Consider the following 25,935-nt stretch of genomic DNA (forward strand, 5'->3'; position numbering starts at 1 on the left):
CGGGTAAGCGCAACGCCACCCGGCAACAAGGGCTACTTCGTGACGCGATCGTACCAGACCATATCCGCGTTCAGCCCCTGCTGATACCCCTTCACGTTATCGCGCACCGCGATCTGGGTTTTGCCCTGATCGACGAACACGTACGGCGAGCTCTGCTGCAGCTGTTCCTGCATCTTCTTGTACAGATCCAGACGCTTCGCCGGATCCGGTTCGGCAACCGCCGCCAGCGTGGCCTTGTTCAGCTCCGGGATTTTCCAGCCGTTCAGACCGGCCACGGTGCTGGACTTCCCGTCGTTCCACGCGAAGGCGCTGGCGTTTGAGTGCGCATCGAAGTAGTCCGGGATCCACAGACGAATCGCCGCCTGATGCTGCTTAGCGCGCACGCGGGCATAGACCTGGCTCCCGGCGGCAGGCAGCAGATCCACCTTCACGCCACCCTGAGCAAAGCTCGCCTGCATCGACTGGGCAATAGTGATAAACGGCGGCTTGTTCTCCACGTCCAGCGTGAAGTGCGCGTCCTTAATGCCCGCTTTGGCGAGGATTGCCTTCGCTTTTGCCGGATCAAATTTAAACGGATTGTCTTCCAGCGCGCCCGGCAGGCCGACCGGCAGGAAGCTCTGGTGAACAAAATACTGGCCTTTCAGCAGGTTCTTCGTGATGCCGTCATAGTCGACCAGCCAGCGCGACGCTTCCCAGAACGCCGGGTTGTTCAGCAGCGGATTGGCGCTGTTGCCGGTGTTAAACACCAGGTAATTCTGCTCGGCGGACGGAATGCTCAGCACCTTCACGCCCGGCTTGCCGTCCAGAGCGCTAATCTGGTCTGCACCCAGATCGCGCGCGACATCCGCATCCCCCTGCTGGATCAGCAGGCGGCGTGAAGCCGGATCGGGAACGTTTTTAATGATGATGCTTTTGAGCTTCGGCGCGCCGCCGGGAGCGGAATCGTTGGCTTCCAGCACGATGGCCTGATGTGGCTGATAGACGCGCATTTTGAACGCGCCGCTGCCCGCCGAGTGTATTTTCAGCCAGGCGTTGCCGAAGTCGTTATCCTTGACGTTTGCCGCGACCTGCTTTTCATCGACGATGGAGGCTATCGGCGTGGAGAGGATATTCAGCGCCACCGAGGGGCTAACGTCCGCCGTCCAGTGAAGCTGGAGAGTATGATCGTCCACCTTTTTCAGCTGGCTGGCGATGTTGCTCGCGTCCCAGCCCAGCACGTTGAGGATAAAGGCCGGGGATTTGTTCAGCGTCACGGCGCGGGTATAAGAGAAAATCACGTCTTCCGGGCGCAGCGGGTTGCCGGAGGCGAATTTTGCATCGGGTTTAAGCTTGATGGTCAGGGTTTTTGCTGCCGCATCCGCGTCCCAGCTTTCTGCCAGAACCGGCGTGATTTTTTCCGGATTATCGCGGTCCGGCTGCACCAGACGCTGGTACAGGCTCGGCACGGTCTGGATGCTGGAGAGCTCGTTGGCTTCGGCCGGGTCGAGGCTCACGATGTCATCAAGACCCTGAGCAACCACCAGCGTCGGCGGCGGCGTAGCGGCATGGGTCGCGCCTGAGAGCGCAGCCAGCATCAGTAACGGCAACAGTTTTTTTGTCATAGCGATCCCTGAGAAGAATATATTGTGATTGTTTTATGCTCCGCTACGTTAGGTCGACTCCACATTTCTTCAAAGTCGAAATTCTGCTTTGCTTATGCCATGCGGATATATCGCATGCGGCCTGGTTATTAAACGCCTCTCTTTTCGCCGCCCTTTTAACCTGATATAACAAAATCCTTACCTTTCAGGGAGTCACCCCCGTGCCCGAAATCAATCAATATGGTCAAACCGTTAACGATCTCGTCCCGGACTGGAAGTGCGCGCAGGTATTAACCCGCACGGCGCTGACCGGCCAGTATTGCCGTCTTGAGCCGCTGGACGCCGGGCGTCACGCGGCGGATCTCTTTGAGGCCTACGCGCTGGGCGACGACAGCGACTGGACGTGGCTTGCCAGCACCCGGCCTGAAAGCGTGGAAGCCACCGCACACTGGGTGTCCGGAAAGGTGATGGATGATGACCTGGTGCCCTTCGCCGTGATGGATTTACGCACTGAAAAGGCGGTCGGGCTGGTGAGCTATATGGCGATCGAGCGCTTTCAGGGCTCGGTGGAGATCGGCCACGTCACCTGGTCGCGCAGGATGAAAGGCACCCGCATCGGCACCGAGGCGGTGTGGCTGCTGCTGAAAAACGCCTTTGACCACAAATACCGACGGCTGGAGTGGAAGTGCGACTCGATGAATACCGCATCGCGCAGCGCCGCGGAGCGGCTTGGATTCGTCTGGGAAGGGCGCTTACGCCAGCGGCTGGTGCGGAAAGGCCGCAACCGCGACAGCGATATGCTTTCTATTATTGATGGCGAATGGCCGCAAAGAGACGCGGAGCTGCGCGCCTGGCTGGCGGCGGCGAATTTTGACGAGGAAGGACGGCAAATAAAGCGGCTTGAGGCGTTTCGGTTATAAGTTTTTATGTAGGGTACAGCCCAACCACGCGGCTAATCCGCGGAAATCGCGATTTCAATCAGGTTGGTTTTTCCGGACTGCAGGCCGCGCGTTACCGCTTCGGCGATATCCGCCGCCTCGGTCACCCGGCAGCAATGGACGCCCATGGCGGTGGCCAGCGACTGAAAATCGATATGCGGGTTCACGAGGTCCATCCCGATAAAACGGCCCAGCCGCGTTGAGCTGTAGTCGGCCTGGCTCTTCATAAAGTTTTTCAGGATGTTGTACTCCCTGTTATTCATGACGATAAAGGTGACCGGCAGATTTTCGTGTGCTGCCGTCCAGAGCGCCTGCGGCGAGTACAGGGAGGCCCCGTCGCCGATCAGGCAGACCACCGGCTCCCGTCCGCGTCCCAGCGAATGCCCCACGGAGGCAGGCATCCCCCAGCCCAGTCCGCCGCCGCGCATAAAGTAGTAGCGCTGATGCTGCTGGTCAGAGATGAACCGGCGGACATGCCTGGCGCTCGCTATCGCCTCATCAACGATGGTGGTACCCGCCTGAATGGCTTTAATGACTTCAAAGGCTGCGACCATCGGCGAAATATGCGGGCGCAGCCGCTCTGCCGACAGACGTTCTTCCTGCTGCTGCCACTCTTTTTCACGTTCGCTGAGTGCCGTTTTAAGCAACTGCTGATGGATCAGTTTGCCTGCCACCAGACGTTGCTCAAGCAGCGGTAAGAGCGCCTTCAGGGAAAGTTTGATATCCCCCATCACCGAGAGCCGGGTGGCATAGGTGCGACCCAGCTCGTTCATGTCGGCGGAGAGCTGGTAGACAGCGCACGAGCCCGGAATCGCGTCCCCTTCGCTGTAGAGAATGGTGATCAGGCTTCTGCCGCCGATGATAAATACGGCATCGTAGGCATTGATGACGCTGGCGATTTCGCTGGCGGTGGTGGGCATATTGCCCCGCCAGAGCGCGTGCTGGGTGGGAAATGGCAAATTCAGCGGCCAGGAGGAGCCGTAGACGTGGGCGCCGAGCGCTTCCGCCAGCTGGACAATTTCCTGCGTCGAGCCGCTGGAGTGTACCTCATCGCCCGCCACAATCATGATCCTGCCCGGCGCGATCTCGCTGAGCGCCTCCGCCAGCTCGTCCAGCGAGCCCGCAACGGTGTGGTAGTTTACTCTCGACGCCGTCTGTATCCCGGCGTCGCTCAGCTCTTCCATCACGTTCATCGGCAGGGAGAGCAGCACCGGGCCGCCAGGAGGATAGCTGGCAGCGTGAAACGCGCGGCGCACCAGCACCGGGAGCTGGTCGGCGCTGGTGACCTCCTGCGCCCACTTCATGACCGGAGAGCCGATGGAAACAATATCATCATACAGAAGCGGGTCGCGGACGTAGTGTCGCGTATCCTGCTGTCCAACGGTCACCACCAGCGGGGTTTTCATAATCCGCGAATTAATGAGATTCCCCATGCCGTGCCCCAGGCCGCTGGCGGTATGCAAATTGATAAAGCCCGTTTTGCCGGAGGCTTTCGCATAGCCGTCGGCAATCGCCACCACGGTGCTCTCCTGAAGCGCCAGAATATAGTGAATATTTTCATGGCGAAGCAGGGCATCAATGAGCGGAAGTTCGGTGGTGCCGGGGTTGCCAAAAATATATTCCACGCCTTCACTCTCCAGCACTTCAAGAAGAATATCGGCACCCGTTCGCATATTGAGATCTGATAAGGACGTTAATGATTTAATCATAATGACACCTCATTCAGCATTATTTAACGCAGGCTAAAATTCTTCCTGCGTTGGACGCACAACAATTTCATTAATATCAACGTCGCCAGGCTGTTCTATGGCAAATAAAACCGCGCGGGCAACTGCGTCAGCCGGAATAGCCTGCTTATAAAACTCATTGAGAAATTTTTTACTCTCTTCGTCAGAGCTGCCGAATTGCAGTTCGCTTTCGACGGCACCGGGCGAAATAAGCGTCGTGCGGATAGTTTTACCTGCCTCTTGACGTAAGCCTTCGCTCAGCGCGCGGACGGCGAATTTCGTGGCGCTATACACCACGCCGCCAGGGGCCAGCACCTTGATGCCCGCAACGGAGGCAACGTTAATAAAATGCCCGCTGCCCTGACGCTGGAACACCGGGAGCGCGGCAGCGATGCCGTACAGCACGCCCTTCAGATTGGTATCAATCATCTTGTCCCATTCGTCGGTTTTCAGCTCGCTGAGGGGGGCGATGGCCATAAAGCCCGCGTTATTGATCACCACATCCACGCGCTGGTACGCGGCAACGGCAGCGTCAATCGCGCGCTGCACCTCTTCCTGACGGGTCACGTCAGCCTTTACGGCAATCGCCTTGCCGCCCTGTTGAATAATCTGATCCACCAGGGCATTAATTCTGTCCAGACGGCGCGCCACCAGCACCAGCGAAAACGCGTTATTCGCTAAATGGAGGGCAATGGCCTGACCAATACCGCTGCTGGCACCGGTGATGACAACCACCTTGTTTGCACTAATATTCATGATCTTATCTCGCTATTGAGTGATGCAAAAAATAAAAGGCAGAGAAGCGTTAATGAATAATGACAAATTCATTAATGCGGTTTTTGATATATTCTGTATCGGGAATAAAATGATGTTCGTTTAAAACTTAATGGAGTACGGAAGCGTCTGTCAATGTCGTTTTTTAATAATTAAATTAATTGCAGGCCTAATATTTAATTCTTATAGGTAACCGAGAATATTATATAAATAAAAAGGGGACGATGACGGCCCTGCAAACAGGGCCTGAGGATTACAGTTTGCCACTGTAAAGCACCGGGCCTGTGGGGAGGCCGGTGGGCGATCCGCCCTCTGGTTCAAGGCTTATGGCTATCGTGGCGTCAGCAGGGAGCGTTGCGTTCCTGAGGGTGACGCGTGTGGGGATGTCGTTATGCAGCAGCCCCATGGATACCGGCGCCTGCCCGCCTGGGATCAGCCAAAGCTGCAGGCTGTGTTGCGCGGCGACAGCTGTCGGTCGAAGCGGGGCAATGCTCAGGTGCTGGCGGCTGGCGTCCGCGCTGACGACCCACTGCCCGTGCTGTTGGGCATCGTTGAGTACCATCAGCGGAGCGAGTTCCGGGGCTCGGGTGGCATACCAGGCAACGACCGTCAGGGCGGCGAGTGAGGCCGCAACCATCCAGCCGAGATAAGGCCGACTTTGGCGTAAAGGCTTTTTGGGCGGCAGGTCGAGGGCGATTCTTTTCCACACCGTCTCGGGTGGAGGGACGGGCACAAGATGACTATCCAGCGTGCTGAACATGTCCTGCCAGTACGCCACGCGGGCGGCCAGAGCCGGTTCACGGAGGACCCTTTTCTGGAACTGAAGCCGTGCTCCTCCCCGCAGCGTGCCGAGGGCATACTCTGCTGCCAGCATGTCGTCGCGTTTTTCTGCGTCATTCATAGCCCCACGCACTCCCGAAGATGATCCATTGCCCGACGTATCCAGCTTTTCACCGAGCCTACAGGCTGCTGCAGCCAGTCGGCAATGTCGCTGTGAGACATTCCCTGATAGTAGGCGAGCGTAATGCTCTGGCGCTGCTCGCTGCTCAAATGTTCGAGGCAATGCCTGAGCCGCTCTGCCTGCGCATCGTCGTGCCAGTTATTCTGCTCATCGTTCTCGCCGGGCAAAAGCGCTTCGTTATACGGCGACTCGCGGTCGGCAGCGCGGGTTTGCCCGCTGCGCAGCCAGTCAATACAGCGATTGCGAACAATATGCGTAAGCCAGGTCATTGGGGAGCTCAGTGCAGCGTTGTAGGTTTCGGCTTTACTCCAGACGGTGATAAAACAGTCGTGAAGGATCTCTTCTGCCCACGCGCGGTCGCGCAGCATGCGCAGCGCGACGGCAAACAGGTGTGGCGATGTGAGTCGATAGAGTTGTTCAAATGCGCGGCGATCGCCGTTTGCGACCGCCTGCATTAATTTCTGCTGCTGTTCTGCCAGCGCGTTATCCATGTTTTTCCCGGAAGGTAACGTCACACTTCCGAAGTATAGACAACTACTTAGGCATCAGGACGGTATCAATCACATCGATCACGCCGTTTTTTTGATGAACGTCATAGGTGCTAATGTTCGCCACATTGCCTTTACCGTCCTTAAGCTGAATGTTGTGCGGGCCGTTGCTCATGATCCACAGCGGCTGACCGTTAACGGTCTTCAGCTCCGCGTGTCCGCCGCCCTGTTTAATTTTCTGCTCCAGCGCCTTCATATCGTAATTACCGGCAACCACGTGATAGGTGAGGATGCTGGTGAGCGTGGCTTTGTTTTCGGGTTTGACCAGGTTCTCGACCGTGCCGGCAGGCAATTTCGCAAACGCCGCATTGGTCGGCGCAAATACGGTGAATGGCCCTTTGCTCTGAAGCGTCTCCACCAGTCCAGCCGCTTTGACGGCGGCCACCAGCGTGGTGTGATCTTTCGAGTTCACGGCGTTTTCAACGATATTTTTGCTCGGGAACATTTCCGCTCCGCCTACCATCACGGAGCCTGACGTCATGGCGGCTGATGTGCCTGCACAGAAGAGTAAAGCGCTGGTGACGAGTGCAACACGGGTTAGCTTTTTCATCATCTTTCCTCGGTTTAGGGAGCAAAGGGATTGCTCACATACACATATACGAGGGGAGGGGGTGAAGTGGATGCAGGAAAATAAAAATAAATTTTGGGTGGGAAGCCCTCTCCCATATGGAAGAGGGCCAGGGGGAGGGGAAATATCCTCAGCGCCTGACCGGCGCCCCGTTCGCCACATAATACGCCGCCGTGCTCTTCGCCAGCGGCTCGCGCCCGCGAATCGCATCAGCAATTTTCTCGCCGATCATAATGGTGGTGGCGTTCAGGTTGCCGGTGATGATCTGCGGCATGATCGACGCATCCACCACGCGCAGCCCTTCCAGCCCGTGAACGCGGCCTTCGCCGTCGACCACCGCCATCTCGTCATAGCCCATCTTGCAGGTGCCGCACGGGTGGAAGGCGGTTTCGGCGTGGTTGCGCACGAATTCGTCCAGCTGCTCATCGGTCTGGCAGTCAATACCCGGACTGATTTCGCGGCCGCGGTACTTGTCCAGCGCGGGCTGGTGCATGATCTCGCGGGTGATGCGGATCGCGTCGCGAAACTCCTGCCAGTCCTGCTCGTGGGACATATAGTTGAACAGGATCGCCGGATGCTGGTGCGGATCGCGCGACTGGATGCGCACGTGTCCACGGCTCGGGGAGCGCATGGAGCCGACGTGGCACTGGAAGCCGTGCTCTTTCACCGCGTTCGAGCCGTTGTAGTTAATCGCCACCGGCAGGAAGTGGTACTGAATATTTGGCCACTCAAACTCCTCGCGGCTGCGGATAAATCCGCCCGCTTCGAAGTGGTTGCTCGCACCCACGCCGGTGCCGCCAAACAGCCACTCGGCGCCAATCTTCGGCTGGTTCCACCACTGCAGGGCAGGGTAAAGGGAGACCGGCTCTTTGCATTCGTACTGGAGGTACATCTCCAGGTGATCCTGCAGGTTTTCCCCCACGCCGGGTAAATCATGCACCAGCGGGATATCGAACTGCTTCAGCAATTCAGCGTTGCCCACGCCGGAACGCTGGAGGATCTGCGGTGACGCAATGGCGCCTGCGCACAGGAGGACTTCTTTATTCGCCGTCGCTTTTGACGGAATGGTGCTTTCGCCTTCCAGCCACTCAACGCCCGCCGCGCGCTTGCCGTCAAAAATAATGCGATCGGTCATGGCGTGGGTGCGGATAGTCAGGTTAGGACGCGGTTTTGCCTGGTCCAGATAGCCGCGCGCGGTGCTGGCGCGTCGGCCCTGCGGCGTAACCGTGCGGTCCATCGGGCCAAAGCCTTCCTGCTGGTAGCCGTTGAGATCGTCGGTGCGCGGATAGCCCGCCTGCACGCCTGCTTCCACCATTGCTTCAAACAGCGGATTTACGCCCGGCTTAGAGGTGGTGACGCTCACCGGACCGTCGCCGCCGTGATAATCGTTCGGCCCCACGTCGCGGGTCTCTGCCTTGCGGTAGTAGGGCAGGCAGTTGAGGTAGCTCCAGTGCTCCAGACCCGGTTCTTTCGCCCAGTTGTCCAGATCCATCGCGTTGCCGCGCACGTAGCACATGCCGTTGATCAATGACGAGCCGCCCAGCCCTTTGCCGCGTCCGCACTCCATGCGGCGGTTGTTCATGAAGGGCTCTGGCTCGGTTTCATACGCCCAGTTGTAGCGCTTGCCCTGCAGCGGGAAGGCCAGCGCGGCAGGCATCTGGGTGCGGAAATCAAAGCGGTAGTCCGGCCCGCCCGCCTCAAGCAGCAGGACGGTGGTGTTCGGATCTTCAGTCAGTCGTGTAGCCAGTACGTTGCCGGCAGAGCCGGCCCCGATAATGATGTAGTCAAATTGCAAATAAACCTCCCGGTTAAAATATGGACTGGAATTTACCCATCTCAACCTGGATGGACTTCACCTGGGTGTAGCTCTGAAGCGTCATCACGCCATTCTCGCGGCCAATGCCGGAGTGCTTGTAGCCGCCAACCGGCATCTCCGCGGCGGATTCACCCCAGGTGTTGATCCAGCAGATGCCCGCTTCAAGCTGGTGAATGGCGCCGTGCGCGCGGTTCAGATCGGCGGTGACGATGCCCGCCGCCAGACCGTAGTCGGTGTCGTTGGCGCGGCGAATGGCTTCTTCATCGCTTTCATAGGTAAGGATGGACATCACCGGGCCGAAGATCTCTTCGCGCACGATGGTCATTTCGTCGGTGCAGTCGGTGAACACGGTCGGGGCCACCCACGCGCCGTTATCAAACCCGTCGCCCTTCAGCACGTCGCCGCCGCACAGCACGCGCGCACCTTCTTCTTTGCCTTTGGCGATGTAGCGCATCACGCTGTCGCGATGCGGGAAGCTGACCATCGGGCCAAAGTTGGTGTTTTCATCGAACAGATCGCCCGCGCGGATGCGGCCCACGCGCTCAACGATTTTCTGCTCAAACGCGGCCTTATATTTTGCAGGCACGAACACGCGGGTGCCATTGGTGCACACCTGGCCGGAGCTGAAGAAGTTGGCCATCATGGCGATGTCTGCGGCGAGATCCAGATCCGCATCGTCAAACACAATCAGCGGCGATTTGCCGCCCAGCTCCATCGTCACCTCTTTCAGAGACGAGGCCGCTGCGTTCGCCATCACCTTTTTGCCGCTGGCGACGCCGCCGGTGAAGGAGACTTTCGCGATACCCGGATGCTCGGTCAGGTACTGACCGGTTTCCGCGCCCACGCCCGGCAGGACGTTAAACACGCCGTCCGGCAGGCCCGCCTCGGTGTAGATTTCCGCCAGCTTCAGGGCGGTGAGCGGGGTGACCTCGCTCGGCTTGAAGATCATCGCGTTGCCCGCCGCCAGCGCCGGGGCGGATTTCCACAGGGCGATCTGGATCGGGTAGTTCCACGCGCCGATGCCCGCCACCACGCCCAGCGGCTCGCGGCGCGTGTAGACGAATGAGGTGTCGCGAAGCGGGATCTGGCTGCCTTCCAGCGCCGGGATCAGCCCCGCGTAGTACTCCAGCACGTCCGCGCCGGTGACGATGTCGACGGTCGAGGTTTCAGAAAACGCCTTGCCGGTGTCGAGGGTTTCCAGCTTCGCCAGCGCGTCGTTGCGCTCGCGCAGGATATCGACAGCGCGACGCAGGATGCGCGAGCGCTCCATGGCGGTCATCGCCGCCCAGATTTTTTGCCCCCGCTTTGCGCTCTCTACGGCGCGGTCCACGTCTTCACGCCCGGCGGCCTGCACGCTCGCCAGAACTTCACCGTTGGCCGGGTTGATGGTCTCGAAGGTGCGACCGCTGGTGGCGGATGTATAACCACCATTGATATAAAGCTGCTGTTCTGCCATTCGGGACATGCTTCCTCCTCGGTTATTCGGTCGGTAAATGCTGGCTGATAAAGTGGCTGGTGAGCGATTGTGCGAGGGTTTTGTCCAGCGGTTTGCCGCTGAGTGCGGCGCGCAGCCACAGCCCGTCAATCAGCGCGGCGAGCCCGTAGCCCGCCTCTTCAGCCTGTTCACGCGGCAGCTCGCGGCGGAACTCGTACACCAGGTTTGAGAGCAACCGGCGGCTGCTGACCTGCTGCAAACGATAGAGCATCGGCTGATGCATGCTGCTCGCCCAGAAGGCCAGCCAGGCCTTCATCGCCGCGCCGCTGACCTGGGTTTCATCAAAATTGCCGCCGACAATCGCCTGCAAACGCTGCTCCGCGCTGCCGTTCGGCAGGGCGCGTAAGCGGCTTAACACCGCATCGCGCAGCTGGCCGGTGATGTCGCGCATAGTCGCTTCCAGCAGGCCGTTTTTATCTTTGAAATAATGGCTGATGATCCCCGTGGACACGCCCGCCCGACGGGCGATCTGCGCAATGGTTGCGTCATGCATGCCCACTTCATTAATTGCTTCCAGCGTGGCGTCGATAAGCTGCCTGCGCCGGATCGGCTGCATCCCCACTTTGGGCATTTTTGCCACTCCATTCATCAGCGTTGGTAATCTATTAAAGCGGTTTTTGATTGGACGTTCAATATAAAATGTGTCTTAATTGTTTCGATTTTGGATTTCAATAGTTACAAAAACAGTGGGGATACTGGATGACAGACCTTTCACAAGACAGAGAAAAAGACAAAATCAACCCGGTCGTTTTTTACACGTCCGCCGGGCTGATTTTGTTGTTTTCCCTGACGACCATTTTCTTTAACGATTTTTCTGCCGAGTGGATTGGCCGCACCCTGAACTGGGTGTCGAAGACCTTCGGCTGGTACTACCTGCTGGCGGCGACGCTCTATATTGTCTTCGTGGTCTGCATTGCCTGCTCGCGCTTCGGCTCGGTGAAGCTCGGGCCAGAGCAGTCCAAGCCCGAGTTCAGCCTGCTAAGCTGGGCGGCGATGCTGTTTGCCGCGGGCATCGGCATCGACCTGATGTTCTTCTCCGTGGCGGAGCCGGTCACGCAGTATATGCAGCCGCCGGAAGGGGCGGGGCAGACGATGGAGGCCGCGCGCCAGGCGATGGTCTGGACGCTGTTCCACTACGGCCTGACGGGCTGGTCGATGTACGCCCTGATGGGCATGGCGCTCGGATACTTTAGCTATCGTTATAATTTACCCCTCACCATCCGCTCCGCGCTGTACCCGATTTTCGGTAAAAAGATCAACGGCCCGATTGGCCACAGCGTCGATATCGCGGCGGTGATTGGCACCATCTTCGGCATCGCGACAACGCTCGGGATTGGCGTGGTGCAGCTCAACTACGGGCTGAGCGTGCTGTTTGATATTCCGGATTCGATGGCGGCGAAAGCGGCGCTGATTGCGCTCTCGGTGATTATCGCCACCATTTCGGTGACCTCCGGCGTGGATAAGGGCATCCGCGTGCTCTCCGAGCTGAACGTGGCGCTGGCGCTGGGCCTGATCCTGTTCGTGCTGTTTATGGGCGACACCTCGTTCCTGCTCAACGCCCTGGTGCTTAACGTGGGCGACTACGTGAACCGCTTTATGGGCATGACGCTGAACAGTTTCGCCTTCGACCGCCCGGTAGAGTGGATGAACAGCTGGACGCTCTTCTTCTGGGCGTGGTGGGTTGCGTGGTCGCCGTTTGTCGGCCTGTTCCTGGCGCGCATTTCGCGTGGCCGTACCATCCGCCAGTTTGTGATGGGCACGCTGATTATCCCGTTCACCTTTACCCTGCTGTGGCTGTCGATTTTCGGCAACAGCGCGCTGCACGAGATCATCCACGGCAACGCAACCTTTGCCCAGGAAGCGATGGCGCACCCGGAGCGCGGCTTCTACAGCCTGCTGGCGCAGTATCCGGCGTTCACCTTTAGCGCCTCCGTGGCGACCATCACCGGCCTGCTGTTTTACGTCACCTCGGCGGATTCCGGCGCGCTGGTGCTGGGGAACTTCACCTCAAAGCTGAAGGACATCAACAGCGACGCGCCGAACTGGCTGCGCATCTTCTGGTCGGTCGCCATCGGCCTGCTGACGCTCGGCATGCTGATGACCAACGGCATTTCGGCGTTGCAGAACACCACGGTGATCATGGGCCTGCCGTTCAGCTTTGTGATCTTCTTCGTGATGGCCGGGCTGTATAAATCGCTCAAGGTGGAAGATTATCGACGCGTCAGCGCCAGCCGCGACACCGCGCCGCGTCCAATGGGGGCCCAGGACAGGCTGAGCTGGAAGAAACGCCTGTCGCGCCTGATGAACTACCCGGGCACGCGCTACACCAAACAGATGATGGAGACGGTCTGCTTCCCGGCGATGGAAGAGGTGGCGCAGGAGCTGAAGCTGCGCGGTGCGTACGTGGAGCTGAAAAACCTGCCGCCGGAGGAGGGCGAAACCCTGGGGCACCTGGATCTGCTGGTGCACATGGGCGACGAGCAGAACTTTGTCTATCAGATCTGGCCGCAGCAGTACTCGGTGCCCGGCTTTACCTACCGGGCGCGCAGCGGGAAATCAACCTACTACCGGCTGGAAACCTTCTTACTAGAAGGTAGCCAGGGGAATGACCTGATGGATTACAGCAAGGAGCAGGTGATTACGGACATTCTGGACCAGTATGAACGGCACCTGAACTTTATCCATCTGCACAGGGAAGCGCCGGGGAATAGCGTGATGTTCCCGGATGTCTAAACGGATTCTTAAAATACCTTTAGGCTGTATATAAATACAGTTATTTGGCGCAGCATTACTCAAGGAAGAGTAACCATGCAGCATGAGCCTGGTGTTGAAGCATTCGGGCTTTTGCTGCGTTTAGGGAAGGAACTATGGATGAGTCATGCGATAGAGTTTATCGAAACATCACTCTTTACCCGACAGATTAAAAGCATTGCTACGGATGATGAATTAAAGGATCTGCAAAAGGAACTTATTGCGTGGCCTGATAAAGGTGACCTGATCCAGCAGACGGGTGGTTTACGTAAAATAAGGATGGCGGCAGCCTCAAAGGGAAAGAGAGGGGGTATCAGAGTGATTTACTTTCTGGCCACGGAGGAGGTCATCTATTTCATTATGGCCTATCCAAAATGCATAAAGGACAGCCTGACAGAGGCAGAGAAAGCAGAACTTAAAAAGCTGACTTCCATTCTGAAAAATACTGCTTCCAGTGCCGTAAATGAGAGGTGTACTATGTACCCCAATCAGGCAGGTGGAGGCTGATAATGAGTATTTTTAATGAATTAAAATCTTCGCTTGAAGAGGCCGTTGAGATCCATAACGGAAGAAAAGCCGCTTCCCGAGTAACCCGCTATGAAGTTGCTGATGTGCGTGCCATCAGAGAGCAGCTCAATATCACGCAAAGCGAAATGGCGAAGGCGCTTGGCACGAGCGTCGATACAATAAAGAGCTGGGAGTCCAAACGCCGCAATCCAACCGGGCTGGCGGCGAAGGTACTTAATGTGATTAGGGAGAATCCTGCATTTTACAAGGCACTTGCCGGGCTGTGAGTCGCCCTTATGCCGGGTGGCGCTGCGCTTACCCGGCCTTCAAAACTGCTTTTACGTAGACCTGATAAGCGAAGCGCCGTCAGGCCCGCCCTTCATTGACATAACTTTAATGATAACCATTTTCATTTAAATATAGCCTGTGCTATACCTTATAGCACGGGCTAATTTTGCTTTGAATTTCGCCACCTCAGGAGACTTCTGCGATGCACCCACTGCAAGGATTAAAGCGTCTGTTGCTCGGCGCGCTGCTCACGGCTACGACCAGCACGGGCGCGCTGGCGGCTGAAAAGTTCCAGGTCATCACCACCTTTACCGTCATCGCGGATATGGCGAAAAACGTGGCGGGGGATGCCGCAGAAGTCACCTCCATCACTAAACCGGGCGCTGAAATCCACGAGTACCAGCCCACGCCGGGGGATATCAAGCGCGCGCAAAAGGCGCAGCTGATCCTGGCGAACGGCATGAACCTGGAGCTGTGGTTCCAGCGTTTTTATCAGCACCTGAACGGCGTGCCGGAGGTGATTGTCACCCAGGGCATCACCCCGATGGGCATCAGCGAGGGGCCGTACGATGGCAAGCCTAACCCGCACGCGTGGATGTCGCCGGACAACGCGCTGATTTACGTTGATAACATCCGCGACGCGCTGGTGAAGTACGACCCGGCCAACGCGCAGGTCTACCAACGCAACGCTGAGGCCTACAAGCAGAAGATCGTCGCGACCCTCGAACCGCTGCGCAAGCAGGTGGCGGAGATCCCGGAAGACAAACGCTGGATGGTGACCAGCGAGGGCGCCTTCTCCTATCTTGCGCGGGATCTGGGCATGAAGGAACTTTACCTGTGGCCGATCAACGCCGATCGGCAGGGCACGCCGCAGCAGGTGCGCAAGGTGATCGATCTGGTGAAGAAACATCGCATCCCGGCGGTATTCAGCGAAAGCACGGTCTCCGATAAGCCGGCGCGTCAGGTGGCGCGGGAAACCGGCGCCCACTACGGCGGTGTGCTGTATGTTGACTCCCTGAGTGCGGAAAACGGCCCCGTGCCGACCTATATCGACCTGCTGAACGTCACCACCCGCACGCTGGTGCAGGGCATTCGCGACGGCATGAAGGAGTGACCATGCAGAAGGGGATTGTCGTCACGGACGTGACCGTGACCTACCGCAACGGCCACACGGCGCTACGCAATGCGTCGTTCAGCGTGCCCGGTGGATCGATTGCCGCGCTGGTGGGGGTGAACGGCTCCGGCAAGTCCACGCTGTTTAAGGCGGTGATGGGCTTTGTGCGGGCGGCGAGCGGCACTATCACCCTCAATGGGCTGCCGCCTCATCGGGCGCTGCGCCAGAACCTGGTCGCCTACGTGCCGCAGTCGGAAGAGGTCGACTGGTCGTTTCCGGTGCTGGTCGAGGACGTGGTGATGATGGGGCGCTACGGGCATATGGGATTTCTGCGGCGGCCTAAAGTGCAAGATCGGCAGATCGTGACCGACGCCCTGATGCGCGTGGATATGCTCGAGCTGCGCCACCGGCAGATTGGCGAGCTCTCCGGCGGACAAAAGAAGCGCGTCTTTCTGGCGCGGGCGATTGCCCAGCAGGGCGAGGTGATCCTGCTCGACGAGCCGTTTACCGGCGTGGACGTTAAAACCGAAGCCAGAATCATCAGCCTGCTGCGCGAGTTGCGCGACGAGGGCAAAACCATGCTGGTCTCGACCCACAATTTAGGCTCGGTCACGGAGTTTTGCGATTACACGGTGATGGTCAAAGGCACCGTGCTGGCGAGCGGCCCGACGGAAACCACCTTCACCGCCGAAAACCTTGAGCGCGCCTTCAGCGGCGTGCTGCGCCACGTGGTGCTCAGCGGTTCTGAAGAGCGCATTATCACCGACGACGAGCGACCCTTCGTGACGCACCGGCAGGAGGCAAAATGAACGCGCTTCTCGAACCCTTCAGCTATGAGTACATGCTTAACGCGATGTGGGTCTCGGCGATGGTGGGTGGGCTCTGCGCGTTTCTCTCCTGCTACCTGATGCTCAAAGGCTGGTCGCTGATCGGCGATGCGCTCTCTCACTCCATCGTGCCGGGCGTGGCGGGGGCTTACATGCTCGGGCTGCCTTTCTCGCTGGGGGCGTTTTTATCGGGCGGGCTGGCGGCGGGTAGTATGCTGTTTCTCAACCAGCGCAGCCGCCTGAAGGAGGACGCCATTATCGGGCTGATCTTCTCCTCCTTTTTCGGGCTGGGGCTGTTTATGGTCTCGCTCAACCCGACCTCGGTAAATATTCAGACCATCGTGCTCGGCAATATTCTGGCTATCGCGCCGGAGGATATCGTCCAGCTGGCGATTATCGGCGTGGTGTCGATGGTTATCCTGCTGTTCAAATGGAAAGATCTGATGGTGACCTTTTTTGATGAGAACCACGCCCGCGCCATCGGCCTGCGCCCTGAGCGCCTGAAGATCCTGTTCTTCACGCTGCTGGCGGTCTCTACCGTGGCGGCGCTGCAAACCGTCGGCGCGTTTCTGGTGATTTGCCTGGTGGTTACGCCCGGCGCAACCGCGTGGCTGCTGACCGACCGCTTCCCGCGTCTGCTGATGATTGCCGTCGCCATTGGCAGCCTCACCAGCTTCCTCGGCGCGTGGGCCAGCTATTACCTGGACGGCGCCACCGGCGGCATTATTGTGGTCGCCCAGACGCTGCTGTTCCTGCTGGCGTTCGTCTTTGCGCCGAAGCACGGGCTGCTCGCCAGCCGTCGTCGCGCGAAGGAGGCACACCCATGATGGCGCTGCTCCTTGAACCCTTCCAGTTTGCGTTCATGAACAACGCGCTGCTGATTTCACTTCTGGTAGCCGTGCCCTGCGCGCTGCTGTCGGTTTTTTTGGTGCTGAAAGGCTGGGCGCTGATGGGCGACGCCATGAGCCACGCGGTGTTTCCCGGCGTGGTGCTGGCGTGGGTGATGGGCCTGCCGCTGGCGCTGGGCGCGTTCGTTGCCGGTCTGTTTTGCGCGGTCGCCACCGGCTACCTCAAGGACAACAGCCGGATCAAGCAGGATACGGTGATGGGGATTGTCTTTTCCGGGATGTTCGGCGCGGGGCTGATCCTTTATATCGCCGTTAAACCTGAGGTGCATCTCGACCACATTCTGTTCGGCGATATGCTGGGCATTAACGGGATGGACATTCTGCAAAGCGGTTTCGTCGCGGGGCTGATTGCGCTGGTGATTGGCCTGAAATGGCGTGATTTCCTGCTGTTCTGCTTTGACTATCAGCAGGCGCAGGCGAGCGGCCTGCGCGCCCGCTGGCTGCACTATGGCTTACTGTGCATGGTGTCGCTGACCATCGTGGCGACGCTGAAGGCGGTGGGGATTATTTTGTCGATTTCGCTGCTGATTGCCCCCGGCGCGGTGGCGGTGCTGATCGCCCGACGCTTTCACATGGCGCTGCTGGTGGCTGTGGCGGTATCAGTACTGGTGTCGGTCAGCGGCGTGTATGCCTCGTTTTATCTCGACAGCGCACCCGCGCCGACCATTGTGGTCCTGTTCGCGGTGGTGTTTATCGTGACGTTTGTGGTGACCAGCGTGAAGGCGCGTCGGCAGGAACGTGTGACAGCAGGGTGATCGCCTGCTCGCCGCGCAGTTGCCAGTGCAGGGCGAAGGCGGTGCCTTCGTTAAAGCCTGACAGTTGACGGGTCAACGCCAGCGTGAGCGTGTTATCGTCGAGCAGGGTGACGCGCGCGCTGTCAAACCCCATGTAAGCCTGCACCTGCGGAAAGAGAGCCTTAAACAGGCTCTCTTTGGCGCTGAAAACCAGCGTCAGGGCGAGGGCGAACGGGTAACCCGAGCGGGAAAGCACACGCTCTTCATGGGCATCTATAATGCCATCTTTGATTTCCCTTGCTTCATTTTCGGCGAGGATCGCTTCACTATCGATACCGATAAGCGCAGGGTAAGGCGCGACGACAGCCATCGCCTCCGTGCCGCTGTGGGTGATGCTGCCGTAAATTCCGTTCGGCCAGAGCGGTTCCCCGCTGGGGCCGATGGCGGGAACGGTGTGGTCAGGCAAGGCGTGCGCGGCGGCGATGCGTCCTGCCAGATGGTCGGCCTTGCGTTTACGTCCGGCGTCAGCGAGCTGGGCGTGATGGGGGAGCCAGAGGAGATCGGCGTCGGTGAAGGTGGCGGGGTCGAAGGTGATGCGGTGGAGGGTGAGGCCGGCGAGAGAAAATGTGCTGTGGGCGGTGTGCATGGTTTTTCCCTCTGAATTGTGCGGACTGATGCCCTCACCCCAACCCTCTCCCACAGGGAGAGGGGGAGGTCACTGCCTGTATCAGAATCTTGTGTTTACGCTCATGTACCAGGTGCGACCCGGTTCATTATACGTATACGCACCCGCACCGTACATATACGCGCCGGTTGTCGCGTTCCCCGTGGTCTGGGCATTACCCGCGCGCCACTGGCGCTTGTCGAAGACGTTGTCCACGCCGCCGGTCAGGCTGACGTTTTTCGTCACGTCCCAGGTGGCGCTCAGGCCAACGATGCTGTACGGGCTGACCTCGTCTTTCTCAGACCCGGTCACCGGCTGGCCTTTGTAGTTGTACTTCTTCGGCTGCTGCTTGCCGTACCAGGTGAAGGTCGACTGCAATGACACATCCTGGTGCACCTGCCAGCTCAGGGTTGAGTTCAGCGTGTACTCAGGAATGATCGACAGACGGTCGCCGGTCTCCTTGTTCTTGCTTTGCAGCATATAGGTGATGTTGTTGGTCCAGTTGATGGTGTCGCTGACCGGCACGTTCAGGGAGCCTTCCAGACCTTCCACCACCGCCTTCGGCACGTTTTCCCACTGGTAAATATCGGTAGTGACTTTGCCGGAGGACGTCTGGCCAATCGGCGCGTAGCCCGCTTCAATCTTGTTGCGATAGTCGTTGCGGAACCAGGTCACGCCCGCCAGCCAGCCGTCGCGTTTCCACTCCAGGCCAATCTCTTTGTTGATGCTGGTTTCCGCTTTCAGATCGTCGTTGCCCATCATGTAGCAGCCCACGCCGTCGGAACTGGCGTAGCAGCCCTGGCCTTTACTGTAGAGCAGGTAGTTCGGGTTGGTCTGGTACAGGCTTGGTGCTTTGTAGGCGCGCGCGATGCCCATCTTCAGGGTGAAGTCATCCCCCAGACCCTGCGACAGGTTCAGGGACGGGCTCCAGTTATTGCCCACGATTGTGTGGTGGTCGAAGCGCAGGGCAGGGGTCAGCATGGTGCTGTCGGTCAGCTCCATGTTGTTTTCGGCAAACAGGGAGAAGATCTCCGCTGACGTGTACGGGCTACGGTCTTCGCTCATGCCCGGGATGGTGCCGCCCTGCTGGGTTTGCGTGAAGGAGGTCGAGTCCTTCATGCGCTGCTGGTTCCACTCGGTGCCGAGCGTCAGGTTCTGGTTAACGAGGAAATCAATCGGCAGGTTGATTTCGCTGTGCAGCATCACGTCGGCCAGGTCGGTGTCGGTGAATTTATTGCTGTTGAACAGACCTTCCAGACCGCCCGCCAGCCCTTCGCCCAGACGGGAGTTGCGGGTGTGCTCGTACTGCGCCCAGTTGCTGGTGGTAATGCCGTTGTCCCAACCGCCGTTCCAGGTCACCGCGAAGTTCTGGCGATAGATTCGGTTGGTCTCTTTGCCGTAGTTCTTTTTCACCAGCCCGCTGGAGCTGTTGTCGTTGTTGGTGTTCTGGGTATCACCGGCGTAGAGGTTGTTCTGGCGGCTGTAGCCCGCCTCAAATTCCAGTGACTGCATCGGCGCGAAGTCCCAGCGCACCACGCCGTTGATGTCTTTATTCTCTACCCCTTCACGGCCCGCGGGCAGCGTGTCGGCGTAGGCACCGGTACGGTCAGACTGGTGACCCTGGTTGATGTCCCACGCGTCGGCCTGGGTTTTGTCCAGGTTACCGAACATGCGGAAGCTGAAGTCGCCGCCCAGCGGGCCGCTCAGGCTGAAGTTGGTGCGCTTGGTAGAACCTTCGTCTTTATGCTCTGGCGCATTCAGGTAGGTGTTCCAGGAGCCGTGCCACTGGTCGTCGAATTTTTTGGTGATGATATTCACCACGCCGCCCGCCGCGCCGTTGCCGTAGCGCGCGGCGGCCGGACCGCGGATCACTTCGATACGCTCGATCATCTCCGGCGGTACCCAGCCGGTATCGCCGCGGGTGTCACGCTCGCCGCGCCAGCCCAGACGGATGGAGTTGCGGCTGGTCACCGGCTTGCCGTCGATCAGGATAAGGGTGTTTTCTGGCCCCATGCCGCGAATGTCGATCTGACGGTTGTTCCCGCGCTGGCCGCTGGTGGAGTTCCCGGTCAGGTTAACGCCCGGCATGGTGCGGATGATTTCCGCCACGTCCCGCGCGGGCGGGTTTTTGCGGATCTCATCGGCGGTGATGGTCGACACGCCAGGCGCCTGCAAATTCTGCTCGGCGGCGGTGATCACCATGGTGTCTTCGTGCTGCGCAGAGGCGGCGTTGTCGTCTGCCATGGCAGGCAGCGCGACGCCATAAATCCCTAAATTGACCAGCAAGGCCAGAGAGTGAATCTTCTTATTCATTGTACGTCCCGCTTTTATGGTTATTTATGAACGCGCTTCCCACAGCGCGGGCAATACGCTATTGCAAATGCAAATAGTTATCAATAATATTATCAATAAAATTTGCTCTGAAACAAAAAATATTGCTAAACATGGGGTTATAAGGGTGACGGCGTTAACAACCGGAAGTGAAGCGTGGTGGCAGTCGAAAAACGGGCCGGAATGGCAACGTCATGAGGAAAACTATCGCGTCACATTCTGGTGGCGGGACCCGGCAGGAACCCAGCAGACCTCGACGGTTAAACGCGTCTGGCTCTACGTTACCGGCGTGACCGACCACCATCAGAATGCCCGCCCGCAATCGCTTGAACGCATTCCCGATACCGACGTCTGGCAGTGGCAGGGGGAGTTCAGCCCCGAATGGCGCGGCAGCTACTGTTTTATCCCCTCCGATAACGAAAACGATTTTGCCGATGCAGTATTTGAAGGCGAGCAGCCGGACCGCATGGCGCTGCGCGAAGGCTGGCGCAAGCTGCTGCCTCACGCGGTTTCAGACCCGCTGAATCCGCAGAGCTGGCGCGGCGGGCGCGGGCACGCCGTCTCGGCGCTGGAAATGCCGGAGGCGCCCGTACAGCCGGGCTGGAACCATCCTGATACGCCTTACAAAAAGCCTGTCTGCATTGAGTGGCACAGCGCGCGCCTGAAGAACCGTCGCTGCGTGTGGATTTTTACCACCGGGGATGAAAGCCCCGAACGCCCGCTGGCGGTGCTGCTTGACGGGCAGTTCTGGGCGGAAAGCATGCCCGTCTGGCCTGCGCTGGCGTCGCTCACCGCCGAGCGCAACCTGCCGCCTGCGGTCTACGTCTTAATCGATGTTATTAATATGGAGCACCGTAACCGCGAGCTACCGTGCAATCCCGACTTCTGGCTGGCGGTGCAGGAAGAACTTCTCCCCCTTGTCCAACAACGCGCGCCGTTTAGCGACCGCGCCGACCGTACGGTGGTCGCAGGGCAAAGCTTTGGCGGTCTCTCCTCCCTTTATGCCGCACTGCACTGGCCGCAGCGTTTTGGCTGCGTGCTCAGCCAGTCCGGCTCCTACTGGTGGCCGCACCGCGGCGGGCAGCAGGACGGGCTGTTAATCGAACAACTTAAAACCGGCGAAATATCCCCTCGCGGGCTACGCATCCTTCTTGAAGCCGGGCGCAACGAGCCGCTTATATTGCGCGCAAACCAGGCGATCCTCGCCGAACTACACACTCAGCAACCGGTTATCTGGCGTCAGGTTGACGGCGGACACGATGCGCTTTGCTGGCGCGGTGGGCTGACGCAGGGGCTGATGACCCTCTGGCAGCCGCTCATTCACTAACGGAGTCTGTATGGAATTCAGCAATCCTTTCGATAATCCGCAGGGACAGTTCGCCATTTTGCAAAATGAGCAGGGGCAGTACAGCCTGTGGCCGCAGCAGTGCGAATTGCCCGCGGGCTGGCGCGTGGTCTGCGAGCCGCACTCTCAGGAGGCGTGCCAGCAGTGGCTGGCGCAACGCTGGCAGACGCTTAAGCCGTCCTCTTTTGCGGGGGAGCGCGCATGAACCGTCTCCCTCTCGTCGCCGCCCAGCCGGGTATCTGGATGGCAGAGCAGCTTTCCTCGCTGTCAAACGCCTGGAGCGTGGCGCACTACACCGAGCTGAAAGGAAATATCGACGCGCCGTTGTTGGCTAAAGCCATCGCTGAGGGCATGATGCAGGCCGATACTCTGCGCACGCGTTTCGCTGAAGATAACGGCGAGGTCTGGCAGTGGGTCGATGAGGCCCTGATCCTGCCGGAGCCGTCCATCGTTCGCGTTGATTCTCACGACGCCGCCGTGGCGCTGATGGAGGCCGATCTCAGCCAGGATCTGCGCGTGGACAGCGGTCAGCCGCTCGCTTTTCATCAGCTGATTCAGGTCGGTGACAACCGCTGGTACTGGTATCAGCGCTATCACCATCTGGTGGTGGATGGCTTCAGTTTCCCGGCAATTACCCGCCAGATCGCCGCGATTTACGCTGCCTGGAAGAAAGGGGAACCCACCCCAGCCTCACCGTTTACCCCGTTCGCTGATGTCGTTGACGAGTATCAGCGCTACCGAGACAGCGAGGCGTATCAGCGCGACGGTGCCTTCTGGGAGGAGCAGCGCAAACAGCTTCCTCCTCCGGTCTCGCTCTCCTCCGCGCCGCTACCGGGACGCGCCGCCACTACCGACATCCTGCGCCTGAAAATTGCAATGGACGCTCGCGCCTTTAGCCAGCTGGCGCAGGCAGCCGGGCAGGCACAGCGCACCGAACTGGCGCTTGCGCTGGTGGCGCTGTGGCTCGGCCGCCTCACCGGACGGCTGGACTACGCCGCCGGGTTTATCTTTATGCGCCGCATGGGGTCCGCCGCGCTGACCGCAACCGGCCCGGTGCTTAACGTCCTGCCGCTGGCGGTGAATATTAATCCGCTTGAGAGCCTGCCGGAGCTGGCGCTGCGCCTGGTGAACCAGCTGAAAAAGATGCGCCGCCATCAGCGCTACGACGCCGAGCAGATCGTGCGCGACAGCGGGCGGGCCGCAGGGGACGAACCCTTGTTTGGGCCGGTGCTGAACGTGAAGGTATTTGATTATCAGCTGGATATCGACGGCGTGGAGGCCATCACCCACACGCTGGCGACCGGCCCGGTGAACGATCTCGAGCTGGCGCTGTTCCCGGATGAGCAGGGCGGATTAAGCATTGAGATCCTCGCCAACAGGCAGCGTTACGACGACGCGACGCTGAAGCGCCACGTTTCGCGCCTGAACGCGATGCTGGCGCAGTTTGCCGCGAACCCGGACCTGCGCTGTGGCGACGTGGAAACCGTATCAGAGCAGGAATACGCCCGGCTGGCGCGCATCAACGATACCGGCCTGGCGCTGCCCTCCACCACGCTGGCGGATCTGGTGGCGGAGCAGGCGAGCAAAACGCCGGACGCCCCCGCGCTGGCGGATGCCCATATTGAGCTGAACTACCGCCAGATGCGCGAGCAGGTGGTCGCGCTGGCAAACCTGCTGCGCGCGCGCGGCGTGAAGCCGGGCGACAGCGTGGCGGTGGCGCTTCCGCGTTCGGTGTTCCTGACCCTGGCGCTGCACGGCATTGTTGAAGCCGGCGCCGCCTGGCTGCCGCTGGATACCGGCTACCCGGACGATCGTCTGCGGATGATGCTGGAGGACGCGAAACCGTCGCTCCTCATTACCACCGACGCGCAGCTTCCGCGCTTTAACGATATGCCGATACCTTCGTTTAGTTACAACATGCTATTGCCAACCACAGGCGCTGAACCTCTGCGTCTGGCGAAACCGGAGCAGACCGCGTACATCATCTTTACCTCGGGTTCAACGGGACGCCCGAAAGGGGTGATGGTGGGGCATACCGCCATCGTTAACCGCCTGAAGTGGATGCAGGATCATTATCCACTGGCGGCGCATGACGTCGTGGCGCAGAAAACGCCGTGCAGCTTTGACGTGTCGGTGTGGGAGTTCTGGTGGCCGTTTATCGCCGGGGCAAAGCTGGTGATGGCCGAGCCGGACGCGCACCGCGATCCGCAGGCGATGCAGAGCTTCTTCGCAGTATATGGCGTAACCACCACCCACTTCGTGCCCTCGATGCTGGCGGCATTTGTTGCCTCGCTGACGCCGGAAAACGTCGACTGTTGCAGGACGCTGAAGCAGGTGTTCTGTAGCGGCGAGGCGCTGCCAACGGCGCTGTGCCGCGAGTGGGAGCAGCTCACTCATGTACCGCTGCACAACCTCTACGGCCCAACCGAAGCGGCGGTGGACGTGAGCTGGTATCCGGCGTACGGCCCGGAGCTGGCGGCAGTGGAGGGCAACAGCGTGCCGATCGGCTTCCCGGTGTGGAATACGGGGCTGCGCATTCTGGACGCGATGATGCGCCCGGTGCCGTTCGGCGTGGCGGGCGATCTGTATCTCACCGGCATTCAGCTGGCACAGGGGTATCTGGGACGGCCCGACCTCACCGCCAGCCGCTTTATTGCCGATCCGTTTGCCCCAGGCGAGCGGATGTATCGCACCGGAGACGTCGCCCGCTGGCTGGACAACGGGGCGGTGGAATATCTGGGCCGCAGCGATGACCAGCTGAAAATCCGCGGTCAACGCATTGAGCTGGGCGAAATCGACCGGGCGATGCTGTCATTGCCTGACGTGGCTCAGGCCGTGGCGCATGCGTGTGTATTCAACCAGGCAGCGGCAACGGGCGGCGATGCCCGCCAGCTGGTGGGGTACGTGGTTTCTGAATCCGGTTTACCGCTGGATCGCGACGCGCTGCTGGACTCGCTCAGGGCACAGCTGCCGCCGCATATGGTGCCGGTGGTGCTGCTGCAAATCAGCGCGCTGCCGCTGAGCGCCAACGGTAAGCTGGATCGCAAGGCGCTGCCGCTGCCGGAGCTGACCAGCAAAACCTCCGGTCGCGCACCCGAGACGCAAACCGAAGCCGCCGTGGCGCAGGCGTTTTCTGCGCTGCTGGGCTGCGAAGTGAACGATATCGACGCCGACTTCTTTGCCCTTGGCGGCCACTCGCTGCTGGCGATGCGCCTCGCGGCTCAGCTCGGCCGTGCATTCAGCCGCAAGGTCACGCCGGGGCAGATTATGGTCGCCTCGACGGTCGGCAAGCTCAGCGCGCTGCTGGACTCGCAACTGAGCGACGAACAGGCGCAGCGTCTGGGGTATGAAACCCTGCTGCCGCTGCGTGAAAGCAACGGCCCGACGCTGTTCTGCTTCCATCCGGCGTCCGGCTTTGCCTGGCAGTTCAGCGTCCTGTCGCGCTACCTCAGCCCGCGCTGGTCCATCGTCGGCATTCAGTCGCCGCGGCCAAACGGTCCGATGCAGCAGTGCGCGGATCTCGATGGCGTGATCGAACATCACCTGAAAACGCTGCGTAAGCAGCAGCCGCAGGGGCCGTATTATCTGTTCGGTTATTCCCTTGGCGGCACGCTGGCGCAGGGCATTGCGGCGCGTCTGCGCGAGCAGGGCGAAGCGGTGGCGTTTCTTGGTCTGCTGGATACCTGGCCGCCGGAAACCCAGAACTGGGCGGAGAAAGAGGCAAACGGCCTTGACCCGGAAGTGCTGGCGGAGATCGAGCGCGAGCGTCAGGCGTTTATCGCCGCCCAGCAGGGACAGGGCTCCAGCGAATTGTTTAACACCATTGAAGGCAACTACGCGGACGCGGTGCGGTTGCTCACCACCGCGCACAGTTCATGCTTTGACGGTAAAGCGACGCTGTTTGTTGCCGAACGCACGCGAACGATGGATCCGCATACGGCCTGGGCACCGTGGGTGGGCGAGCTGGAGGTCTACAGCCAGGACTGCGCCCACGTGGATATCATTTCACCGCAGGCGTTTGAAAAGATTGGGCCGGTACTGAAGGAAATTTTAGGATAG

The 25,935-nt window shown here is 59.6% G+C and carries 22 protein-coding genes; 11 read left to right on the top strand and 11 right to left on the bottom strand.

Annotation, left to right across the window (positions count from 1 at the left end):
- Positions 1-32 precede the first annotated feature (32 nt).
- Entirely contained in the window at positions 33-1,601 is a 1,569-nt protein-coding gene (locus IM303_RS20455) for an ABC transporter substrate-binding protein (RefSeq protein ID WP_048998935.1), read from the bottom strand.
- Positions 1,602-1,801: 200 nt separating this feature from the next.
- Between IM303_RS20455 and IM303_RS20460 the strand changes: the two genes are divergently transcribed.
- Positions 1,802-2,500 carry a GNAT family N-acetyltransferase gene (locus IM303_RS20460; protein ID WP_048998934.1) on the top strand — a complete coding sequence of 233 codons (699 nt, stop codon included), beginning with the start codon at positions 1,802-1,804 and terminating at the stop codon, positions 2,498-2,500.
- Between the two features lie 32 nt (positions 2,501-2,532).
- Here the strand turns inward: IM303_RS20460 and IM303_RS20465 are convergent, their stop codons facing one another.
- From IM303_RS20465 to betI, 8 genes are all read right to left on the bottom strand, one after another.
- Positions 2,533-4,227 (bottom strand): thiamine pyrophosphate-binding protein, encoded by a 1,695-nt coding sequence (locus IM303_RS20465; RefSeq protein ID WP_193360207.1) that lies wholly within the window; start codon positions 4,225-4,227, stop codon positions 2,533-2,535.
- A gap of 33 nt (positions 4,228-4,260) precedes the next feature.
- Entirely contained in the window at positions 4,261-5,001 is a 741-nt protein-coding gene (locus tag IM303_RS20470) for an SDR family oxidoreductase (protein ID WP_048998931.1), read from the bottom strand.
- Positions 5,002-5,272: 271 nt separating this feature from the next.
- Positions 5,273-5,920 carry an anti-sigma factor domain-containing protein gene (locus tag IM303_RS20475; protein ID WP_028012274.1) on the bottom strand — a complete coding sequence of 216 codons (648 nt, stop codon included), beginning with the start codon at positions 5,918-5,920 and terminating at the stop codon, positions 5,273-5,275.
- The gene (locus tag IM303_RS20480; RefSeq protein WP_048998929.1) at positions 5,917-6,471 is read right to left on the bottom strand and encodes an RNA polymerase sigma factor; all 555 of its coding nucleotides are present in this window, start codon (positions 6,469-6,471) and stop codon (positions 5,917-5,919) included. The genes IM303_RS20475 and IM303_RS20480 overlap by 4 nt, the downstream gene beginning before the upstream one ends.
- Positions 6,472-6,514: 43 nt before the next feature.
- Entirely contained in the window at positions 6,515-7,078 is a 564-nt protein-coding gene (locus tag IM303_RS20485) for a fasciclin domain-containing protein (RefSeq protein WP_028012276.1), read from the bottom strand.
- Between the two features lie 148 nt (positions 7,079-7,226).
- Positions 7,227-8,891, bottom strand: coding sequence for a choline dehydrogenase (gene betA, locus IM303_RS20490; RefSeq protein ID WP_048998928.1), 1,665 nt, complete (start codon positions 8,889-8,891; stop codon positions 7,227-7,229).
- A gap of 13 nt (positions 8,892-8,904) precedes the next feature.
- A complete protein-coding gene (betB, locus tag IM303_RS20495; RefSeq protein WP_048998927.1) occupies positions 8,905-10,377 on the bottom strand; it encodes a betaine-aldehyde dehydrogenase in 1,473 nt (490 codons plus the stop codon).
- A 13-nt stretch (positions 10,378-10,390) separates the two neighbouring features.
- On the bottom strand, positions 10,391-10,978 hold the full coding sequence (gene betI, locus IM303_RS20500; protein ID WP_023334836.1) for a transcriptional regulator BetI: 588 nt from the start codon (positions 10,976-10,978) through the stop codon (positions 10,391-10,393).
- Positions 10,979-11,106: 128 nt separating this feature from the next.
- Here betI and betT point away from each other — a divergent pair, with 128 nt between their 5' ends.
- From betT to IM303_RS20535, 7 genes are all read left to right on the top strand, one after another.
- Positions 11,107-13,140, top strand: coding sequence for a choline BCCT transporter BetT (gene betT, locus IM303_RS20505; protein WP_048998926.1), 2,034 nt, complete (start codon positions 11,107-11,109; stop codon positions 13,138-13,140).
- A 138-nt stretch (positions 13,141-13,278) separates the two neighbouring features.
- Positions 13,279-13,665: a type II toxin-antitoxin system RelE/ParE family toxin gene (locus tag IM303_RS20510; protein ID WP_041912044.1), complete on the top strand. Its 387-nt coding sequence runs from the start codon at positions 13,279-13,281 to the stop codon at positions 13,663-13,665.
- A 2-nt stretch (positions 13,666-13,667) separates the two neighbouring features.
- On the top strand, positions 13,668-13,952 hold the full coding sequence (gene nadS, locus IM303_RS20515; RefSeq protein ID WP_041910964.1) for a NadS family protein: 285 nt from the start codon (positions 13,668-13,670) through the stop codon (positions 13,950-13,952).
- A gap of 203 nt (positions 13,953-14,155) precedes the next feature.
- Entirely contained in the window at positions 14,156-15,067 is a 912-nt protein-coding gene (locus IM303_RS20520; RefSeq protein ID WP_047362700.1) for a metal ABC transporter substrate-binding protein, read from the top strand.
- Between the two features lie 2 nt (positions 15,068-15,069).
- A complete protein-coding gene (sitB, locus tag IM303_RS20525; RefSeq protein ID WP_192971433.1) occupies positions 15,070-15,876 on the top strand; it encodes an iron/manganese ABC transporter ATP-binding protein SitB in 807 nt (268 codons plus the stop codon).
- A complete protein-coding gene (gene sitC, locus IM303_RS20530) occupies positions 15,873-16,721 on the top strand; it encodes an iron/manganese ABC transporter permease subunit SitC (RefSeq protein ID WP_048998924.1) in 849 nt (282 codons plus the stop codon). The genes sitB and sitC overlap by 4 nt, the downstream gene beginning before the upstream one ends.
- The gene (locus IM303_RS20535) at positions 16,718-17,557 is read left to right on the top strand and encodes a metal ABC transporter permease (RefSeq protein ID WP_193360208.1); all 840 of its coding nucleotides are present in this window, start codon (positions 16,718-16,720) and stop codon (positions 17,555-17,557) included. Before sitC ends, IM303_RS20535 begins: the two co-directional genes overlap by 4 nt.
- Here IM303_RS20535 and entD read toward each other — a convergent pair.
- Positions 17,493-18,182: an enterobactin synthase subunit EntD gene (gene entD, locus IM303_RS20540; RefSeq protein WP_193360209.1), complete on the bottom strand. Its 690-nt coding sequence runs from the start codon at positions 18,180-18,182 to the stop codon at positions 17,493-17,495. The genes IM303_RS20535 and entD overlap by 65 nt on opposite strands.
- Before the next feature lie 81 nt (positions 18,183-18,263).
- Complete coding sequence (locus IM303_RS20545) at positions 18,264-20,513, bottom strand: TonB-dependent siderophore receptor (protein WP_193360210.1); 2,250 nt, start codon at positions 20,511-20,513, stop codon at positions 18,264-18,266.
- Between the two features lie 145 nt (positions 20,514-20,658).
- Between IM303_RS20545 and fes the strand changes: the two genes are divergently transcribed.
- From fes to entF, 3 genes are read left to right on the top strand one after another with little or no spacing between them, the layout of a single operon-like run.
- Entirely contained in the window at positions 20,659-21,858 is a 1,200-nt protein-coding gene (gene fes / locus IM303_RS20550) for an enterochelin esterase (RefSeq protein ID WP_193360211.1), read from the top strand.
- A 10-nt stretch (positions 21,859-21,868) separates the two neighbouring features.
- Positions 21,869-22,081 carry an MbtH family NRPS accessory protein gene (locus IM303_RS20555; RefSeq protein ID WP_048998918.1) on the top strand — a complete coding sequence of 71 codons (213 nt, stop codon included), beginning with the start codon at positions 21,869-21,871 and terminating at the stop codon, positions 22,079-22,081.
- Positions 22,078-25,935 carry an enterobactin non-ribosomal peptide synthetase EntF gene (entF, locus tag IM303_RS20560; RefSeq protein ID WP_048998917.1) on the top strand — a complete coding sequence of 1,286 codons (3,858 nt, stop codon included), beginning with the start codon at positions 22,078-22,080 and terminating at the stop codon, positions 25,933-25,935. Before IM303_RS20555 ends, entF begins: the two co-directional genes overlap by 4 nt.

Origin of the sequence: Enterobacter cloacae complex sp. P38RS, assembly GCF_014930775.1 — a bacterium.
Lineage (GTDB): Bacteria > Pseudomonadota > Gammaproteobacteria > Enterobacterales > Enterobacteriaceae > Enterobacter > Enterobacter bugandensis.

What these genes read in the sequence shown, in the direction of transcription:
- IM303_RS20455 (WP_048998935.1), bottom strand. Translation starts at nt 1,601, where the DNA reads ATGACAAAAAAACTGTTGCCGTTACTGATGCTGGCTGCGCTCTCAGGC.
- IM303_RS20465 (WP_193360207.1), bottom strand. Translation starts at nt 4,227, where the DNA reads ATGATTAAATCATTAACGTCCTTATCAGATCTCAATATGCGAACGGGT.
- IM303_RS20470 (WP_048998931.1), bottom strand. Translation starts at nt 5,001, where the DNA reads ATGAATATTAGTGCAAACAAGGTGGTTGTCATCACCGGTGCCAGCAGC.
- IM303_RS20475 (WP_028012274.1), bottom strand. Translation starts at nt 5,920, where the DNA reads ATGAATGACGCAGAAAAACGCGACGACATGCTGGCAGCAGAGTATGCC.
- IM303_RS20480 (WP_048998929.1), bottom strand. Translation starts at nt 6,471, where the DNA reads ATGGATAACGCGCTGGCAGAACAGCAGCAGAAATTAATGCAGGCGGTC.
- IM303_RS20485 (WP_028012276.1), bottom strand. Translation starts at nt 7,078, where the DNA reads ATGAAAAAGCTAACCCGTGTTGCACTCGTCACCAGCGCTTTACTCTTC.
- betB (WP_048998927.1), bottom strand. Translation starts at nt 10,377, where the DNA reads ATGTCCCGAATGGCAGAACAGCAGCTTTATATCAATGGTGGTTATACA.
- betI (WP_023334836.1), bottom strand. Translation starts at nt 10,978, where the DNA reads ATGCCCAAAGTGGGGATGCAGCCGATCCGGCGCAGGCAGCTTATCGAC.
- betT (WP_048998926.1), top strand. Translation starts at nt 11,107, where the DNA reads ATGACAGACCTTTCACAAGACAGAGAAAAAGACAAAATCAACCCGGTC.
- IM303_RS20510 (WP_041912044.1), top strand. Translation starts at nt 13,279, where the DNA reads ATGAGTCATGCGATAGAGTTTATCGAAACATCACTCTTTACCCGACAG.
- nadS (WP_041910964.1), top strand. Translation starts at nt 13,668, where the DNA reads ATGAGTATTTTTAATGAATTAAAATCTTCGCTTGAAGAGGCCGTTGAG.
- IM303_RS20520 (WP_047362700.1), top strand. Translation starts at nt 14,156, where the DNA reads ATGCACCCACTGCAAGGATTAAAGCGTCTGTTGCTCGGCGCGCTGCTC.
- sitB (WP_192971433.1), top strand. Translation starts at nt 15,070, where the DNA reads ATGCAGAAGGGGATTGTCGTCACGGACGTGACCGTGACCTACCGCAAC.
- sitC (WP_048998924.1), top strand. Translation starts at nt 15,873, where the DNA reads ATGAACGCGCTTCTCGAACCCTTCAGCTATGAGTACATGCTTAACGCG.
- IM303_RS20535 (WP_193360208.1), top strand. Translation starts at nt 16,718, where the DNA reads ATGATGGCGCTGCTCCTTGAACCCTTCCAGTTTGCGTTCATGAACAAC.
- entD (WP_193360209.1), bottom strand. Translation starts at nt 18,182, where the DNA reads ATGCACACCGCCCACAGCACATTTTCTCTCGCCGGCCTCACCCTCCAC.
- IM303_RS20545 (WP_193360210.1), bottom strand. Translation starts at nt 20,513, where the DNA reads ATGAATAAGAAGATTCACTCTCTGGCCTTGCTGGTCAATTTAGGGATT.
- IM303_RS20555 (WP_048998918.1), top strand. Translation starts at nt 21,869, where the DNA reads ATGGAATTCAGCAATCCTTTCGATAATCCGCAGGGACAGTTCGCCATT.
- entF (WP_048998917.1), top strand. Translation starts at nt 22,078, where the DNA reads ATGAACCGTCTCCCTCTCGTCGCCGCCCAGCCGGGTATCTGGATGGCA.